The following is a 17717-nucleotide window of genomic DNA, read 5'->3' on the forward strand; positions in this document are numbered from 1 at the left end:
CCATCTTATTTGAGTAATTTTGAGAATTATATTTAATTATTCTAAAACAGATTTCTAAATGATATTTTACCATAAATTTGAAGTGCGCTGGAGCGACCTTGACGCCAACAAACATCTTGCAAACTCTTCTTACGTGCAATATTGCGCTCAAACCCGAATGGCTTTTATGAAAAAAGAAAAAATGGGAGTTACGCAAATGAGCCGTTGGGGAATTGGTCCCGTAATCATGCATGAAAGATTTTCTTTTTTTAAAGAAATATTTGCAGATCAGGTTGTGATTGTAAGTCTTGAAATCGATGGATGTGCAGAAGATGCTGCCATTTATCGTTTTGTGCACAAGTTTTATCTTGCCGACGGATCACACTGTGCAACTTCAGAAGCTACCGGAGTTTGGATCGATACCATGTTGAGAAAAATGACGACTCCGCCGGATGATGTGATCGAAGCAATGAATAAATATAAAACTGCGGAAACCATTGTTATGACGAGAGAAGATTTTAAAAAACTTCCTTTCCGTCCGGAAAATATTGATCCAGTAAAATTCAATGTTTAGAACTTAAAATTTAAGTTACTTTAAAATTACTCATTAGCAATTACTCATTATTATAAAGATATGTTTGAAGATAAATCTCAGGAATTAACGCCAATCTCCAAATTAGGGGAATTCGGGCTTATAAAGCATTTAACGGAATTTTTTCCGCTATCCAACGAATCTTCGGAAATTGGGATTGGGGACGATGCAGCAGTAATTAACCCCGGAAATAAGAAAGTGGTTTTGACGACTGATGTTTTGGCAGAAGGAGTACATTTCAATTTGGGATATGTTCCGTTGAAACATTTGGGCTATAAAGCGGTGGTTGTGAATCTGAGTGATATTGCAGCAATGAATGCAACACCAACACAGATTTTGGTTTCTCTGGCAGTTTCAAACCGTTTTCCGGTGGAGGCTTTAGAAGAAATTTATGACGGAATTCAGGCGGCTTGTAACCGTTACAAAGTCGATTTAATCGGCGGCGATACCACAAGCTCAAATTCAGGACTGGTAATGAGCATTACGGCTGTTGGAATTGAAGATGAAGAAAATTTAGTGAAACGAAACGGCGCAAAACCAAATGATCTGCTTGTTGTGAGCGGCGATTTGGGCGGAGCATATATGGGACTTCAGATTCTGGAAAGAGAGCACGCTGTTTTCCTTGCCGATCCGAATATGCAGCCCGAAATGGAAGGCTACGATTATATTTTGGAACGACAGCTAAAACCGGAAGCAAGAACTGATGTGAAAGGGATTTTAGAACAATTGGATATCAAACCAACTTCTATGATTGACATTTCCGACGGTTTGGCCTCAGAAATCCTTCATCTTTCAGATCAATCAAGAGTAAGTTTCAGATTGTATGAAGAAAAGATCCCGATGGATAGCCTTACGATTTCTACTGCTGATGAAATGAATCTAAATCCTGTAATGACCGCATTAAGTGGAGGTGAAGATTATGAATTGTTATTCACCATTTCGCCAGATGATTTCGATAAAATCAAAAACCATCCGGATTTTACCATTATCGGGCATGCCGTTGAAAAAGAAGATGGAAATTATATGGTGGCGAGAGGTTCAAATCAATTGGTTGCTTTAACCGCGCAAGGCTGGGATGCTTTTCTAGGCAATCAACAAAACGATTAATTTAATTTAAATATTTTTGAAGCCACTGCAGTTTGTAGTGGTTTTTTGTTTGCCTTTTTTGCTCAATACTCGATATTTTGAATAAAATACCTGAATAATGAAGCTTAAACACGAAAGATCCGAGTAAAATACTTCAAGAATACGGTTTTGAGGTCGAGAAGTGAAGCTTTTAGCTCCAATAACTAAGCATATTACTCCGATGTTTGAGCAAAAAGCACGATTGTCTGAGCTCCGAACTCAAAGTAGTCATTGAAACGCTGTCTATTGTAAAGGTTTCCGTGTGCCTTTTTCCACAACCTTAAGTATAAAATCTAAATCTTAATCATCTTATCCTGGAAAAATATTCTATATTTGGGGCTTGATAGCAATAAAAAAACAAGATGAAAAGCAAAATCAATAAAAAAGAAGTGTTGCAAGCGTGTATTCAAAAGCAGCAAGACTTAATAGAAAACTATACGCAGCGTGCTACCGATATGCAAGCCGATACTTTCACTAGAAACGCATCGGCAAGCCAAACTGAAGATCGACAAAGTAACAAACTCGACGTTTTACATGCTTTGGAAAAGGAACTCGCCTTTGCACAAAAAGAATTAAATTACCTGAATCAGCTAGATATTTCGACAGAGAATCATGATGTGTCTCCCGGAGCAATTGTGGTCACCGATCATTTGACTTTTTTTATCAGTATTTCATCAGACAAAATTGAGATTGACGGCACAACCATTGTTGGGATTTCAAGTCAGGCGCCTATTTATGCCAATATGAAGGGTTTGCATAAAAACGATTCTTTTCAGTTTAATGAAAAGACATATCATATTGAAGATCTGTATTAAATGCCATTACTTTGAGCAATAAAACAAATAATCCGTCTCACAACTGGGATGGATTATTTTATATATAATTAAAAATTCCTACGCCTTCACAATATTCACAATTACTTCAACTGCTTTCTCCATACTTTCCAATGCTACATATTCGTAAGGCCCGTGAAAGTTGATTCCGCCGGCAAAAATGTTTGGGCAAGGAAGTCCCATGTAAGATAATTGCGCTCCATCGGTTCCGCCTCTTATCGCTTTTATTTTAGGCTCAATTCCGGCTTCTTTCATTGCTTTTGCAGCAAGATCGATGATGTGCATTTTACCTTCAAACTGCTGTTTCATGTTGCGGTATTGTTCTTTAATCTCCACTTCGGCGGTTTTTTCACCATGTTTTTGATTAAACTCAGCAACTTTTTCTTCCATGAATTTCTTTCTGGCTTCAAATTTCTCTTCATCATGATCACGAATGATATATTGAAGTTTACACTCTGAAACATCAGACGTTACATCCATCAAATGATAAAATCCGTCAAATCCTTTTGTTGTAGAAGGAGTTTCGTTCGCAGGAAGAGACTGTATAAATTCTGCAGCCAAAAGATTGGCATTTACCATTTTTCCGAAAGCATAACCAGGATGCACGCTCAGTCCGTGGATTTTTACAACCGCTCCAGCAGCATTAAAATTTTCATATTCCAATTCTCCAACTTCGCTTCCATCCATTGTATAAGCCCATTCGGCACCGAATTTTGCCACATCAAATTTATGAGCGCCTCTTCCGATCTCTTCATCAGGCGTGAATCCAACTGCAATTCTTCCGTGTTTGATTTCAGGATGAGCGATTAAATATTCTGCAGCCGTTACGATTTCTGCACAGCCGGCTTTGTCATCAGCTCCTAAAAGCGTATTTCCGTCTGTTGTAATTAAAGTTTGACCAATATATTTGTTTAAACTTTCAAACTTTGTAGGAGATAGCGTAAAGTTGGTTTCTGTATTTAAAATTAAATCTTGACCCGCATAATTTTCCCAAACCTGAGGTTTTACATTTTCACCGCTGAAATCCGGGGAAGTATCATAATGCGAAATAAATCCAATGGTTGGTCTGTCGTCATTTTCAAGATTTGAAGGAACATATGCCATAATATAACCGTTGTCATCAATCGAAACATCTTCTAAACCTATTGTTTTCAGCTCTTCAACAATATATTTTGCAATATCCCACTGTTGAGGTGTTGAAGGTGTTGCTTCACTTTCGGCATCGCTTGTTGAATATATTTTTACATAGCTTAAAAAACGGTTCAGTAACTTTTCTTTCCACATTGGGTTGAATTCTATTGTACTCATTGGATGTCTTAAATTTTAACAAAGTTAGCAAATTTGATGCTCAGAATAAGTTATTTGTAACAGAATATAAGTCATTGAAATTTTGAATAAGATATAAAGTCCTGTAAATCAAAATAATGTTAGCTTTGCTCACATTGAGATTAAATTGTTTAGTTTTATTATATTTGAGAAAAACCAAAAAGAAATGTTTCTTACTGAATGTCCTAGAGATGCCATGCAAGGTTGGGGAGAATTTATCCCGACCGCAAAAAAGATAGATTATATCAACTCCTTGATGGATGTTGGTTTTGATGTGCTGGATTGCGTGAGCTTTGTTTCACCAAAAGCAATTCCGCAAATGGCTGATTCTGCTGAAGTTGCCGAGAATATTGATAAATCTCGTTCCAAAACTAAAGTTTCTGCAATCATTGGAAATTACAGAGGCGCCGAAAAAGCATTGAAACATCAGTCTGTAGATATTTTGGGGTTTCCATTTTCTATTTCCGAAACTTTTCAACATAGAAATACCAACAAAAATCAGGAAGAAGCTTTTAATGATATTGTAAAAATGCTTGAACTGACAAAAAGTGAAGGCAAAGAACTGAACATCTATTTTTCAATGGCATTTGGAAATCCGTACGGCGAAATGTGGAAGTGGGAAGATGTAGATTTTTGGGCAAAAAGATTTTCGGAAATTGGAATTAAAAACATCTTACTTTCTGATACAACGGGAGTTGCAACGCCGGAAACAATCTCTCTTTTATTTGAAAAAATACCTTCAAAATATCCTGAAATAGACTTTGGAGCACATTTCCACAATCGCTACGAAGATTCTTACTCAAAATTGAAAGCAGCTTACGATGAAGGTTGCCGAAGATTTGACAGCGCAATCAAAGGAATTGGCGGCTGTCCGATGGCGAAAGATGATTTGGTAGGAAATATGCCAACAGAACAGGTTATCAATTTCATGAGCGTAGAAAAAGCTCCACATAAATTGAATTTATTAAACTTCGAAAGCTCTTATAACAAAGCGAAGGATATTTTTCATTTTTAAATAATGTAAAGATTAATTTCAATCCGTATAATTTGCTAAATCTGCGAGAAAAATTTAAAACCAAACTCAGAATGTCGCCAATAATTTCCCCAAACGAATTAAAAAATCTTCAAAATAAAAACCTCATCATTCTCGACGCAAGAGTAGGAAAAGATGTTTATCAAAACTATTTAATCAAACACATAAAAGGAGCAAGATTCATTGATCTTGACAAAGATTTGGCTGAAATAGGTGAAGATGCAGCTTTTGGTGGAAGACATCCGCTTCCAAGTGTTGAAAAATTTGCAGAAAAGATTTCAAATCTTGGCATTTCAGAAGATTCGCACGTTGTTATTTATGATGATAAAAACGGCGCAAATGCAGCGGCAAGAGCTTGGTGGATGCTGAAGTCTTTTGGTTTAAATAATGTCCAGGTTTTGGATGGAGGATTTCAGGCTGCGGAAAAAAATAATCTTGAGTTTTCTTCAGGTGAAGAAACTTTTGAAAAAACAGGATTAATTAAAAAAGAGAATTGGCTTCTTCCTGTTTCAAGCTTAGAAGTTGTTGAAAATCAATTAACAAACAATTTTTCAACTGTAATTGATGTAAGAGATGCTTACCGTTACAAAGGTGAATCTGAACCGATTGATTTGGTTGCGGGGCATATTCCCGGAGCGATCAATATTCCTTTTTCTGAAAATCTTGATGAAAATGGAAATTTCCTGAAACCTGATGTTTTAAAAGAAAAATATTCGAAGTTATTGGAGAGTAAACCTAAGAATTTGATTATTCATTGTGGCTCGGGGGTTACGGCGTGTCACACGATTTTAGCTTTGGAACATGCTGGTTTTCAAACTCCAAGCTTATATGTAGGATCGTGGAGTGAATGGAGCAGAAGAGAAGGTAAAGAGATTGCAAAAGATATATAAGAAATATTTATCAACCATTAACCTTAATATTCTTCACACCTAAATTACCTTAATGGTTTAAAATAAAAAAGCTGCAATTATTGCAGCCTTTATTTTTATGTTGTTCAAAATTTTAAAGCATTCCCAATTCAAACTTTGCTTCCTCGCTCATCATATCTTTATTCCAGCTCGGTTCAAAAGTAAGCTCCAAATCAACGGTTTTTACATGCTCTACTTCGGCAACTTTATCTTTCACTTCCTGTGGCAGCGTTTCTGCAACCGGACAGTTGGGAGTCGTCAATGTCATTATAATTTTAACATCGCCGTCTTCAGAAATCTGCACATCATAAATCAACCCCAATTCGTAAATATCCACCGGAATTTCCGGATCATAAACGGTTTTCAGTATTCTTATAATATCTTCTCCGATATCGGCAATCTGATCGTCTGTAAACTTCATTTCTTAATCTAAATTGATATTTCTTTTCAGTAAACCTTCCTGACGCATACGCCGGAAAATATTTGCCAAAGTTAAGACATCTTTTTCACAATAATCCACTATTCGCTGCAAGTCTTTTTCTATGTAGTAAATTGATGAAACCATTGAGCCGTCGATATCATCTTTAGGTGTAGGAACTCCAAAAACGTGAGCCAGCAATTCTAAAGAAATGAAGCTTTTATAATCTCCGAATTTCCAGAGTTCCATCGTATCGATATGCGGAATTTCCCAAGGTTTTTTTCCAAACATCTGAAACGGTGTCGGAGGCTGCATTCCATTAATCAAAAACCGTCTCGCAATCCACGGGAAATCAAATTCTTTTCCGTTATGAGCGCAAAGAATGACATTTCGAAGTCTTGGACTGTTAAAAATTTCACCAAATTCTATCAATAATTTTTTTTCATCATCACTTGCAAAGCTTTTGATTTTTAATGTATCGTTTTTTTCAAGCATACCGATGCTGATGCAGATGATTCTTCCAAATTCTGCCATAATTCCGGCTTTTTCATAAAAATCTTCTGCTGAAATTTCTTCTTTTCTCTGAAATTTTGTCTTTTTGTCCCAAAGATTTTTCTCGGTTTCAGATAAATCTTTCCATGAGCCTGAATTTGGAACCGTTTCGATATCGAGAAATAGAATTCTTTCAAGAGGAATACTTTGGATCATTTGTAATTGTGTTTTTGTTTTGGAAATATAAGGAATACTAATTAATAATTAGCTTCTAAAATTTAATACTCAAACTGAAGTATAAATTTTTGGATTGTTGTTTCATTAAATCATTATCCTAGAGGCATACCATTTTTTGTAATAAGTGACGTTGTAACAAGCGTTACATCTTTTTTATCTTCACCATAAACTCCTAAAACAAGGCATTCGCTGAGAAAATTGGCGATTTGTTTTTTAGGAAAGTTGACAACTGCTAAAATCTGCTTTCCGATCAGATCTTCTTTGCTGTAAAGAGCTGTAATTTGAGCTGAAGATTTCCTAATTCCTAAATTACCAAAGTCGATTTCTAGTTGATAAGACGGATTTCTGGCTTTCTCAAAATCATTTACTGAAATGATCGTTCCGGTTCTGATGTCTATTCTTTCAAAATCAGCCCAGGTTATTTCTGGTTTTATAATCATGATCGTGAATTGATAAATGTGTTATTCTTTTCTGTTTAAAATTCAATGTTTAGCAAAAGTATTAAATAATAAAATCATAAAAAATTTATAACAATGAATTTTTATGCCTTAAAACCAATTAGTTAAGACCTTTTATGAAATTGGTGATGCAAGATTCTTCAAAAAAAGGATTTATATAATGAGTACTCGAAATAATAATGTTTAACTGATAAAATTAGAAAATGAAAAAATTTATAGCATTTAAAACTTTTATAGCTGTTTTGATATTTGCAGGATTTACATTGATTTCGTGTAATGATGATTATGAAATAATACCCGTAAAATTAACGGATGTAAATGGAAATTATAAAGCGAAGCTGATTACATCGCAAGGAAATCTCGGAACAGAGAAAATCATTGAATTTACAGCAAAAGATACGGTAATTACATTTAAAGAGTTTCCGATCAGGGAAATTGTAAAAGCAGTCGTGCAAGATCCTGCAAAGGTGGATGCGGCAATAGCAGCAATCGGAAAAGTAGAATATAAACTCGATTATACATCAAAGATCAATAGCGATCATAATGTAATAGAATTGAGCTTTGAACCAAAAACAATAACCCTGCAAATTCCTGTAAACGGAACCAATAGAAACACAGTGGTAACATTGGCGGCCAAGCAAAAAGGGTTTTTTGTAGGACAAGACTGGTCTTTGAGATTTGGTTTGGTGGCAGAAAAAATAACGATGGACGGAATAGTATTAACTCCTTTTGAAACAATCAAATATGATTTTCCATATTGTGTAAAGTATTAAAATATTAAGTTAAAAATAGGTTGTGCTTTGAAAAAAGGCAACCTATTTTTGTGATTATTATGTTAAGTAACACATCAGTGTAGTACATGGAATTAAATAAGGAGCAAATTTTAACCAACCGTCTTCTGTCAAAGGAAGAAACTGCCTGGAAGGAGCTTTTCGAAGCCTATTCCGGAAACCTTACTTCCGTATGCTCACGTTACATTATAGAAAAGGAAGACGTGCACGATGTTTTACAAAATAGCTTTATTAAAATGTTTCGGTCAATCGAAAATTTTGAATGTAGAGGCAATGGTTCGCTGCGAGCTTGGATGACCAGAATCGTAGTCAATGAGTCTTTAAAATATATTAAGCAAAACTCAGATTTTAAGTTAAGTATATCCGAATCTGATATTCCCGATGTTGAGGATGAAGAAGAGCCAAACCTGGAAGAAATCCCGCAAACGAAGATTATGAAAATGATCCGATCTCTTCCGGATGGTTACAGAACGGTTTTCAATCTGTATGTCTTTGAAGAGAAAAGTCATAAAGAGATTGCGGCAATTTTAGGAATTGCAGAAAATTCTTCCGCATCACAATTTCATAGAGCTAAAGCAATGCTTGTTCAGAAAATTAAAGAATACAAAATGTCAAAAACAGCGCAATTATGAGTAATCAATGGTTAAATGACATGCGCAATAAAATGGAAGATCATGCGGAAGATATTCCGGATGGATTGTGGGATGATATTAAGGATGAATTATTCAGGGAAACAGACAAAACGATAGTTGTTCCTATAAATGATTTAAAAGCCCAAAGTAAAAATTCCCCTAAAAACAATGTTAAAACTTTATGGTATCGTGTGGCCGGTATTGCTGCAACTATCGTTGTTTTCTTCATTGGCGGAAGAGAATTGTTTCAAAAATATTATAAAAAAGAAGTTTCTCAGCCGATCGTAAATACAGTCATAAAACAGGAAAAAAAGTATTCAAATACCAAAGTGGATAACACTGCTTCAAAAGATAAATTATACAAAAATTATACTGACGAAAATTCAATAATTTCAAATAAAAATACTGCGCCAAAGAATATTGCTTCTTTTCAGACTTTTAGTAAAAATTTAAATGCTTTTAAAATTAATATATCTGAAAATCAATCTATTGTGAGTCTTATCGAGCAATATGAAAAAGTTATTAATGATCGTTTAATTGTTGAAAATCAATCAGATAATAAAGTTGATGAAATTGATGAAATTTTTTCCAAAGAAAAGAAGAAACTGAATGAAGACCCAAAATTAGCAAAAAAAGACTCAAAAAAAACCTGGATGCTGAGTATGTTAACAGGAAATGCATCTAAAAATTCAGTTGAGCAGTTTCCCGGATATGCCACATTAAATGGTGCCACGATGAGCATCAGCGATGAAATCTGGACCGCCGGGTATGAAGATAATCCTTTGATGGATATTCTTTTGGCAAATCAAGATCAACAAATCGATGCAAAAATACGGCATAAAGTTCCTGTCACTTTTGGACTTTCTGTGTTTAGAAATTTAGACAAAAATAAAAAATGGGGAATTGGAACGGGGATTAATTATACAAAATTAGCAACGGAGCTCCAATCCGGGAGCAATTCTTATTTCATTAAAAGCGACCAGACAATTCATTACCTGGGAATTCCGGTGCAGATCAATTATAATGTTGTTAATAAAGGGCGATTTACAGGTTACGTTACAGCAGGCGGATTGGTTGAAAAAGCCATTACAGGAAACATTAAAACGAAATACATTGTAAACAACGAAATTAAAGAAGAAACAACCGAAAACATAAATAAAAAGCCATTACAGCTTTCTGTGAATAGCGCTTTGGGCGTTCAATTCAAGGTTGTTGACAAGATTGGAATTTATGCAGAACCGGGAATTGGGTATCATTTTAAGGATAATAGTTCTTTTAACACGATTTATAATGACAAGCCGCTGAATTTTAATTTAAAATTCGGAATCAGGCTGTTAATTGATTAATAAACTCATCAAATAATATATAATATGAAAACAAAGCTAATTTTTTTAACTTTTTTGTTATTCAGCCTTTTCAATATTAAGGCACAGTGTACACCGACAATTACAAGTCCGCGACTTGGAGCAATGTTTGCCGACAAAGTGGTTTTTTGCAATACGGAGACCGAAGTGCTTTCTACAACGCAAACCTACGCGAATTATCAATGGTACAAGCAAGAATGGAATTGGCAGACCCCAAATCCAAATCCGTGGGTCGCAATTCCGGGAGCAACTTCTCAAACTTTAACCATTGATGGAACTAATGATATGCTTTATTATTTTAAAGTAGAAGTTAGCGAAAACGATTGTACAGCAGAAAGCACACCGATTCTTGCGGATGGCTATGCTTACGGGCTGCCTTTTTTGATGGCAAATTTTACACCGGGAACTTATCAGGAAATAAATGGCGAATATAATGTTTGCAACGGAGCAACAGTAGAGTTGAATGACGGATTTCCGGGAGTTTATGGAGTACATACATGGTTCAATTGTGTTCCGAGCAGCAATCCGCCGTCTCCTACAGAACCTTGTATAATACCGGGTGCGACGGGAGATACATATATTGCCAGCCAGTCAGGGAAATATGGTTTTTATGCATGTACGGAATATTGCCCAAGCCAATGTGAAATGCTAAGTGATTTTGCTTTTATTCAGTTAAACTTTGGAAACTGGAGCTTTTGTAATCTTGCAACCGGAGAAACAAAGCCTAAAGAAAATAATTTAAGCATCTATCCAAACCCAACTTCACAACTTTTATTTATCGGAAAAGAATCTGATAAAATGTACAATGAAGTCACTGTTATTGACATGTCGGGTAAGCTTGTGCTGCAAAAAAAAGATCATAAATACAACCAGGCTATTGATGTAAGCGCCCTTGTTCCGGGAAATTATATTATCGTTTCAAAAGATTCAAAAGGTAAAGTATATAAAAATAAATTTATCAAAAAGTAAAAAGTCCTGAATACGGATTTTTAGTTAGTTTTTTCAATAAATAGGATGCGGCGCAAATTTATTTGCGCCGTTTTTATTGTTTAGCTGTTATTTGATTTAAATTAATAATGTTTATTGTTGTTTTTAAATCTTTTATAATATAATTTTTGGCATTTATGAATAAAATATAATTATTTTTGTGACAAAACACATGTATGCTGATTAAAATATACGGCAGCGCAATTCACGGCGTTTCTGCACAAACAATTACCATTGAGGTAAATATAGATACCGGCGGTGTTGGTTATCATCTTGTCGGTTTACCGGATAACGCGATTAAGGAAAGCAGCTACAGAATTTCTGCAGCTTTGAAAAACGTAGGCTATAAAATTCCTGGAAAGAAAATCACCATCAATATGGCGCCAGCGGATCTGCGTAAAGAAGGAGCAGCTTATGATTTGAGTATTGCGATTGGAATTTTGGCGGCTTCGGATCAGATTCTTGGAGAAAATATTCAGGATTATATCATTATGGGCGAACTTTCTCTGGACGGAAGTTTACAGCCGATTCGCGGTGTTTTGCCAATTGCCATTCAGGCTCGGGAAGAAGGATTTAAAGGAATTATTTTACCGAAACAAAATACAAGAGAAGCTGCGATTGTAAATAATTTAGATGTTTATGGTGTTGAGAATATTAAAGAAGTCATTGATTTTTTTAATGAAGGAAAAGCACTAGAAAAAGTGGTTTTAGACACACGGAAAGAGTTTCAGGATAAAATTAATAATTTCCCTTTTGACTTTTCGGAAGTGAAAGGACAAGAAACTGCAAAGCGGGCAATGGAAGTTGCTGCTGCAGGCGGACACAACATTATCCTCATCGGGCCGCCAGGAAGCGGAAAAACAATGTTGGCAAAAAGGGTCCCGAGTATTTTGCCTCCGCTGACTTTAAAGGAAGCTTTAGAAACAACAAAAATACATTCCGTTGCAGGAAAAATGGGCAAAGAAACTTCATTAATGACCGTGCGTCCCTTTAGAACACCACATCATACAATTTCGGATGTAGCTTTGGTTGGCGGCGGAAGTTATCCTCAACCCGGTGAAATTTCTTTAGCGCACAACGGAGTTTTATTTTTAGATGAAATGCCGGAATTTAAAAGAACGGTTTTGGAAGTCATGCGACAACCTTTGGAAGATCGTGAAGTTACAATTTCAAGAGCAAGATTTACGGTTAATTATCCTTCGAGCTTCATGCTGGTTGCCTCGATGAATCCGAGTCCGAGCGGATATTTCCCCGATGATCCCAATAATACATCGTCTGTTTTTGAAATGCAGCGGTATATGAATAAGCTTTCGGGACCACTTTTAGACAGAATCGATATTCATGTGGAAGTGCAAAAAGTTGAGTTTGAAAAATTGACGGATAAAAGAAAAGGTGAAAAAAGTGAAGATATCAGAAAAAGGGTTTTAAAGGCCCGTGAAATTCAAAACGAAAGATATAACGATTTGCAGATCAGTTACAACGCTCAAATAGGTCCTAAAGAAACTGAAAAGTTTTGTGAGCTTGATGACGCCTCATTTAACCTTATTAAACAAGCTATGGAAAAACTGAACCTTTCTGCAAGAGCATTTGACAGGATTCTGAAAGTAGCAAGAACAATTGCCGATTTGGAAGGATCTGAAAACATTTTGTCTGATCATATTTCTGAAGCGATACAATACAGAAGTTTAGACAGAGAGTTTTGGAATGTATAAAACGTTCAAGATCGTCTAACCTAAAAACTCAACAATAAAAAAACCGTGAAAATTAATTTCACGGTTTTAAATATGATTTAGAAAAAAATTATTTCTTTTTCTTTTTTGCAGGAACGTCTTTTATTTTAGATTTACCTGTGTCAGCAGGAGTATTTTCATCCTTTACTAATTTTAATTCGTCTACAATTCTTCTTGCGCCGGCAAACTTATCGATTGTCCACAATACAAAACGTATATCAACGCTGATTGTTCTTTGCCATTTATCTTCAAAAACAATGTCTCCACTTAAAGCTTCACTATTTCCGTCGAATGCGATTCCAATAAGATTTCCGTCACCGTCGATTACCGGAGAACCAGAGTTTCCACCTGTAATATCATTGTTTGAAAGAAAGTTAACAGGAAGATAACCTGCTTTGTCAGCATATTGACCGTAGTCTTTTGCTCCCTGAAGCGCCAATACTCTTTGTGGAAGATCAAATTCTTCGTCGCCAGCTTTATATTTTCCTACCAAGCCTTCCATTGTTGTGTAGTAGTTATCAGTAACACCAAAATAATTTCTGTCGTCTCTGATAGGCAAAGTATCGATTTGTCCGTAAGTCAATCTCATTGTAGAGTTAGCGTCCGGATAGAATTTTTTCTCAGGCATTGCCTTCATCAAACCTGCCAAGAATAAGCGGTTGTTATTAGCAAAGTTTTCATCAACTTTTACAAATCTGTCGTTTGATGCTTTTTGGTCTGCTGCAATTCCTCTTGCAATTTTTAAAAGTGGATCTGCATCCAGTTTCAACCGGTCTGGGTTTAAGATAAAGTTGGTTACAGAAGTTTTATTGGCAAATAGTGATGAAAAAGCAACATTAGACAAAGTTTTAGCATCCAAAGCCATGATCGTTGGAGAAGCAACATCAGGTTTTACTCTTGTTTGGTAAAGATTTACCAATGAGTTCAGCATTTCTCCTTCCAGTTCTGTATTGATGTTGTCGTATGCATTTTTTATAGCATCTTCAACTTTAGGTTTCATAGCAAGTCTTCCTGCCATATCTTGTTTTGCATAAGCATCCAAAGCCGGAGCCAATTGATAAGCCAATGCAATATATTTAGCATTTCTTGTTAAAAGTGAAGCATAATTTCTTTCTACATTTCTGTCAGAAACTTGTTTGTAATATACTCCGATATCTTCCAAAACTCCGTCATACATTTCGTTGCCCGGTTGTACAGACCATTGTTTGTAGGTTCTTTCAAGATTTTGCTTATCGGCAATAGTTCCGTTTTTTTCAACAGCGTCTATTGTTCCTTGTCTGTTTTTCCAATAATTGGCTACAGAAGCATATTGAGACGCATAACCCAATTGAGTTGCTTTGTCTTTATCCATATACTTCTTCATGACATCCATTGCCAATTTTGAAGTTTCAACCCAAGCCGGATAGTCTTTGGTCACCATCTGCTGGATTCCGTAAGAAGTAAGATAACGGTTTGTTCTTCCAGGATATCCTAAGATCATAGAAAAATCTCCGGATTTGATTCCTTTAAGAGAAACCGGTAAAAAATGTTTAGGTTTCAATGGAACATTGGTTGCTGCAAACTCTGCCGGATTTCCCGCTGCATCTGCATACACTCTGAAAACTGTAAAATCTGCCGTGTGTCTTGGCCATTCCCAGTTGTCTGTATCTCCTCCGAATTTCCCTAAAGATGACGGCGGTGCGCCTACCAATCTGATATCTTTATAATCCTGATAAACAAAATAATAAAATTCATTTCCGTTGAAAAAATCTTTTACAACGACTGTATATTTTCCGTTTTCAGAGTTTTCTGTCTGAATTGCTTTAGATTCTGCATCGATCACAGCTCTTCTTTCAGCTGCGGTCATATTGTTGTTTAATTTAGAATTGATTCTCTGCGTAGCATCATCCATTCTTACCAAAAATCTTACATAAAGATCTTTTGCATTAAACTCATCTTTTTCCTTCATAGCCCAAAACCCGTTCTTCAAATAATCTTTTGAAGGAGTAGAAGCCGCTGCTACAGCACCGTAACCACAATGGTGATTGGTGAAAATAAGTCCCTTGTCTGAAACGATTTCTCCTGTACAAAAACCTCCAAAGCTTACGATAGCATCTTTAAGGCTGGAGTTATTTACAGAATAAATCTCTTCAGGAGTAAGATGCAGGCCTTCTTTCTGCATGTCAACACCATTTAATCTTTTGATGAGCATTAATAGCCACATCCCTTCGTCTGCCCTCATTTGGACAAAGCTTAATAAGAAAGTGAATAGTAAAAGTATTCTTTTCATTTTTTTAAATAATTTTTGTGGGGCTAATTTACTAATTTTTACGATAATCTCTCTCTAATTGGTACGAAAATGGGTTCGCTTTCATTATGAAAAACATTATAATCTTTGTTTCTGCAATTTTTTGTCTGTTTTCGGTTCTGAATTGTTCTCCATTACAAAAACAAAAACCTCATATTCAGAGAGAATGGATGATGGTTTCGTTTGACAGATTCACAAAGCAGGAACTGATAAAAAATAAAGCTGGAATCAATCTCACAAACGAAATAGAAGACGGAAAAATTAAAGGAAGCGCATCGATGGGGTGCAACCGAATTTTTTTTATTTCTGAATTCAAAAATAATGGAAGGGTAAATATTTCCGGATTAGGCAGTACAGAAATGGCTTGTGAAGAAATGAATTTGGAAAATGCTTTCATGGAAAAGTTTAAAAACATGAAAAGCTATACAATTGAAGGACATCATTTAACTCTTTCAGACGAGAAAGGAAATGAAATGAAATTTATTGCGGCAGATTGGGATTAATATCTCGAAAACGCAACATATTTATTAATAATATTGAAATAATAAACCAATAAAACATTATGAATGATGAGAAAAAAAGAAAACTTAGTTTGGAACTAAAGATTAAAAATATTATCTTGTAAATCTTATAAATTATATCAATTTTAATGCTAGAAAAAAAACTACATAATTACGAAAGAGCAGTGTTGGTGGGAGTTGTCACTCAGAATCAGGATGAGGAAAAGCTGCAGGAATATATGGACGAGCTGGAGTTTCTTGCCTATACGGCCGGTGCGACGGTAGACAGAAGATTTACTCAAAAACTGACTCAGCCCGATTCTAAAACTTTTGTGGGAAGCGGAAAAATCCAGGAAATAAAAGAATATGTAAAAGAAAATGAAATAGGAACAATCATTTTCGATGATGAATTGTCACCTTCTCAACTCAAAAATATTGAAAGAGAAACCGAAGTGAAAATTCTCGACAGAACCAATCTTATTCTTGATATTTTTGCCCAAAGAGCGCAAACTTCTTATGCAAGAACGCAGGTAGAACTTGCACAATATCAATATTTGCTTCCACGACTGACCAGAATGTGGACCCACCTTGAAAGACAGAAAGGGGGTATCGGAATGCGTGGTCCCGGTGAAACGGAAATCGAAACCGACAGAAGGATCATCCGCGACAGAATAACATTGCTAAAAGAAAAGCTGAAAACCATCGATAGACAAATGGCAACCCAACGAAACAATCGCGGAAAAGTTGTGAGAGCCGCTTTAGTTGGATATACCAACGTTGGGAAATCTACTTTGATGAATGCTTTATCAAAATCTGAAGTTTTTGCTGAAAACAAGCTTTTTGCAACTTTGGATACAACCGTTCGAAAAGTGGTAATCGGAAATTTACCTTTTCTTTTGACGGATACCGTAGGTTTTATCAGGAAGCTTCCGACTCAGCTTGTAGAATCATTCAAATCTACTTTGGATGAAGTGCGTGAGGCAGATCTTCTGATTCATGTGGTTGATATTTCTCACGAAAGTTTTGAAGATCATATCGAATCTGTCAATCAAATTTTAATGGAAATCAACGCACATCAAAAACCAATGATCATGGTTTTTAATAAAATTGATGATTTCAGTTATCAGAAAAAAGACGAAGACGATCTTACACCAAGCTCCAACAAAAATATTTCTCTGGAAGAGTGGAGAAGAACATGGATGGCAAAATCCAAACATCCGACTGTTTTTATTTCTGCTTTAACTAAAGAAAACTTCCCTGAAATGAAAAGACTGATCTACGATGAGGTCATGAAAATCCATATTTCAAGATTTCCTTACAATGATTTCCTTTTCGAATATTTTGATAATGACGAAGACGAAGAATCAGAAAAAGAAGATTAATGCAATATAAATTTTTGTTTTTTTTCATTGTTTTTCCTTTTTTTGTATTCAGTCAAAAGGTGAAGCCCGATTTCAAAGCTATTGAAAGAAATCTTAGCAATCCGAAATCACCTTACAACGAAGAAAAGCTTATTTTTAAGTTTAAAGCTTATCCAAAATCTTTAGACAGTGTAGAGGCGCAGCATCTTTATTACGGTAGAAATTTTAAGAAAAATAAAGTTTCTACCGCAGAACCGGATTTCGATAAACTTGCTGAAGCTTTCAAGGCTAATGATTTTGCAAACTGCATAAGGCTGGGTAAAATACTTTACGGGAAAGATCCGACCAATCTTGATATTATTCTCATCCTGTTGCGGGCGTATGATTCTATGAAAGATGTGAGCAATTTTTCACATCACTTTACGCAGTTGAGGCTTCTCACGGAAGCAATAAAAAATTCCGGTGACGGAAAATCTGAAAAAACAGCTTTTCAGGTAAATAATGTTGGCGACGAGTATATTTTTCTTAATATTATGAATGTAGGAAAAGATTACACCCGACATTCTAAAACTCTGAAAGACGGTATCGTCGACATTTGGGAAAAAGACAAACATAAAATTTATATCAAAATACTTTATTTAGACTTAATTTTTTAAAACATATT

At 35.5% G+C, this 17717-nt stretch carries 18 protein-coding genes; 13 read left to right on the plus strand and 5 right to left on the minus strand.

The window, feature by feature from the left end:
* Positions 1-58 precede the first annotated feature (58 nt).
* The 3 genes from AC6CHK_RS01985 to AC6CHK_RS01995 all read left to right on the plus strand — a co-directional run bounded on the left by AC6CHK_RS01985 (position 59) and on the right by AC6CHK_RS01995 (position 2511).
* The gene (locus AC6CHK_RS01985; RefSeq protein ID WP_498093042.1) at positions 59-553 is read left to right on the plus strand and encodes an acyl-CoA thioesterase; all 495 of its coding nucleotides are present in this window, start codon (positions 59-61) and stop codon (positions 551-553) included.
* A gap of 60 nt (positions 554-613) precedes the next feature.
* A complete protein-coding gene (gene thiL, locus AC6CHK_RS01990) occupies positions 614-1678 on the plus strand; it encodes a thiamine-phosphate kinase (RefSeq protein WP_498093044.1) in 1065 nt (354 codons plus the stop codon).
* A gap of 380 nt (positions 1679-2058) precedes the next feature.
* On the plus strand, positions 2059-2511 hold the full coding sequence (locus AC6CHK_RS01995) for a hypothetical protein (protein WP_498093046.1): 453 nt from the start codon (positions 2059-2061) through the stop codon (positions 2509-2511).
* Between the two features lie 78 nt (positions 2512-2589).
* On the opposite strand, the gene pepT is transcribed toward AC6CHK_RS01995, so the two are convergent.
* Positions 2590-3837: a peptidase T gene (gene pepT / locus AC6CHK_RS02000; RefSeq protein ID WP_498093048.1), complete on the minus strand. Its 1248-nt coding sequence runs from the start codon at positions 3835-3837 to the stop codon at positions 2590-2592.
* Between the two features lie 184 nt (positions 3838-4021).
* On the opposite strand from pepT, the gene AC6CHK_RS02005 reads away from it, so the two are divergent.
* Positions 4022-4870 (plus strand): hydroxymethylglutaryl-CoA lyase, encoded by an 849-nt coding sequence (locus AC6CHK_RS02005; protein ID WP_498093050.1) that lies wholly within the window; start codon positions 4022-4024, stop codon positions 4868-4870.
* A 71-nt stretch (positions 4871-4941) separates the two neighbouring features.
* Positions 4942-5778 carry a sulfurtransferase gene (locus AC6CHK_RS02010; RefSeq protein WP_498093052.1) on the plus strand — a complete coding sequence of 279 codons (837 nt, stop codon included), beginning with the start codon at positions 4942-4944 and terminating at the stop codon, positions 5776-5778.
* Positions 5779-5890: 112 nt separating this feature from the next.
* On the opposite strand, the gene AC6CHK_RS02015 is transcribed toward AC6CHK_RS02010, so the two are convergent.
* The 3 genes from AC6CHK_RS02015 to AC6CHK_RS02025 form a co-directional block, all read right to left on the minus strand.
* Positions 5891-6217: an SUF system Fe-S cluster assembly protein gene (locus AC6CHK_RS02015; protein ID WP_498093054.1), complete on the minus strand. Its 327-nt coding sequence runs from the start codon at positions 6215-6217 to the stop codon at positions 5891-5893.
* Positions 6218-6220: 3 nt separating this feature from the next.
* Positions 6221-6922 carry a 3'-5' exonuclease gene (locus AC6CHK_RS02020; RefSeq protein ID WP_498093056.1) on the minus strand — a complete coding sequence of 234 codons (702 nt, stop codon included), beginning with the start codon at positions 6920-6922 and terminating at the stop codon, positions 6221-6223.
* A 113-nt stretch (positions 6923-7035) separates the two neighbouring features.
* Positions 7036-7383, minus strand: coding sequence for a tRNA-binding protein (locus tag AC6CHK_RS02025; protein ID WP_498093057.1), 348 nt, complete (start codon positions 7381-7383; stop codon positions 7036-7038).
* A gap of 221 nt (positions 7384-7604) precedes the next feature.
* Here AC6CHK_RS02025 and AC6CHK_RS02030 point away from each other — a divergent pair, with 221 nt between their 5' ends.
* From AC6CHK_RS02030 to AC6CHK_RS02050, 5 genes are all read left to right on the plus strand, one after another.
* Positions 7605-8174: a DUF4840 domain-containing protein gene (locus AC6CHK_RS02030; RefSeq protein ID WP_498093059.1), complete on the plus strand. Its 570-nt coding sequence runs from the start codon at positions 7605-7607 to the stop codon at positions 8172-8174.
* Positions 8175-8260: 86 nt separating this feature from the next.
* Complete coding sequence (locus AC6CHK_RS02035; RefSeq protein WP_498093061.1) at positions 8261-8824, plus strand: RNA polymerase sigma factor; 564 nt, start codon at positions 8261-8263, stop codon at positions 8822-8824.
* Complete coding sequence (locus AC6CHK_RS02040; protein WP_498093063.1) at positions 8821-10170, plus strand: outer membrane beta-barrel protein; 1350 nt, start codon at positions 8821-8823, stop codon at positions 10168-10170. The genes AC6CHK_RS02035 and AC6CHK_RS02040 overlap by 4 nt, the downstream gene beginning before the upstream one ends.
* 24 nt (positions 10171-10194) lie before the next feature.
* On the plus strand, positions 10195-11157 hold the full coding sequence (locus AC6CHK_RS02045) for a T9SS type A sorting domain-containing protein (protein WP_498093065.1): 963 nt from the start codon (positions 10195-10197) through the stop codon (positions 11155-11157).
* 194 nt (positions 11158-11351) lie between these two features.
* The gene (locus AC6CHK_RS02050; protein WP_498093067.1) at positions 11352-12887 is read left to right on the plus strand and encodes a YifB family Mg chelatase-like AAA ATPase; all 1536 of its coding nucleotides are present in this window, start codon (positions 11352-11354) and stop codon (positions 12885-12887) included.
* 88 nt (positions 12888-12975) lie between these two features.
* Here AC6CHK_RS02050 and AC6CHK_RS02055 read toward each other — a convergent pair whose 3' ends face one another.
* Positions 12976-15174: a S46 family peptidase gene (locus tag AC6CHK_RS02055; protein WP_498093069.1), complete on the minus strand. Its 2199-nt coding sequence runs from the start codon at positions 15172-15174 to the stop codon at positions 12976-12978.
* Positions 15175-15260: 86 nt separating this feature from the next.
* Between AC6CHK_RS02055 and AC6CHK_RS02060 the strand changes: the two genes are divergently transcribed.
* The 3 genes from AC6CHK_RS02060 (at position 15261) to AC6CHK_RS02070 (ending at position 17709) form a co-directional block, all read left to right on the plus strand.
* A complete protein-coding gene (locus tag AC6CHK_RS02060; RefSeq protein ID WP_498093071.1) occupies positions 15261-15695 on the plus strand; it encodes an META domain-containing protein in 435 nt (144 codons plus the stop codon).
* Between the two features lie 146 nt (positions 15696-15841).
* Positions 15842-17074, plus strand: a complete 1233-nt coding sequence (gene hflX / locus AC6CHK_RS02065) for a GTPase HflX (RefSeq protein WP_498093073.1) — start codon at positions 15842-15844, stop codon at positions 17072-17074.
* Positions 17074-17709, plus strand: coding sequence for a DUF4919 domain-containing protein (locus AC6CHK_RS02070; protein WP_498093075.1), 636 nt, complete (start codon positions 17074-17076; stop codon positions 17707-17709). Before hflX ends, AC6CHK_RS02070 begins: the two co-directional genes overlap by 1 nt.
* Positions 17710-17717: the final 8 nt, after the last annotated feature.

This window comes from Chryseobacterium sp. GQ58 (assembly GCF_059758895.1).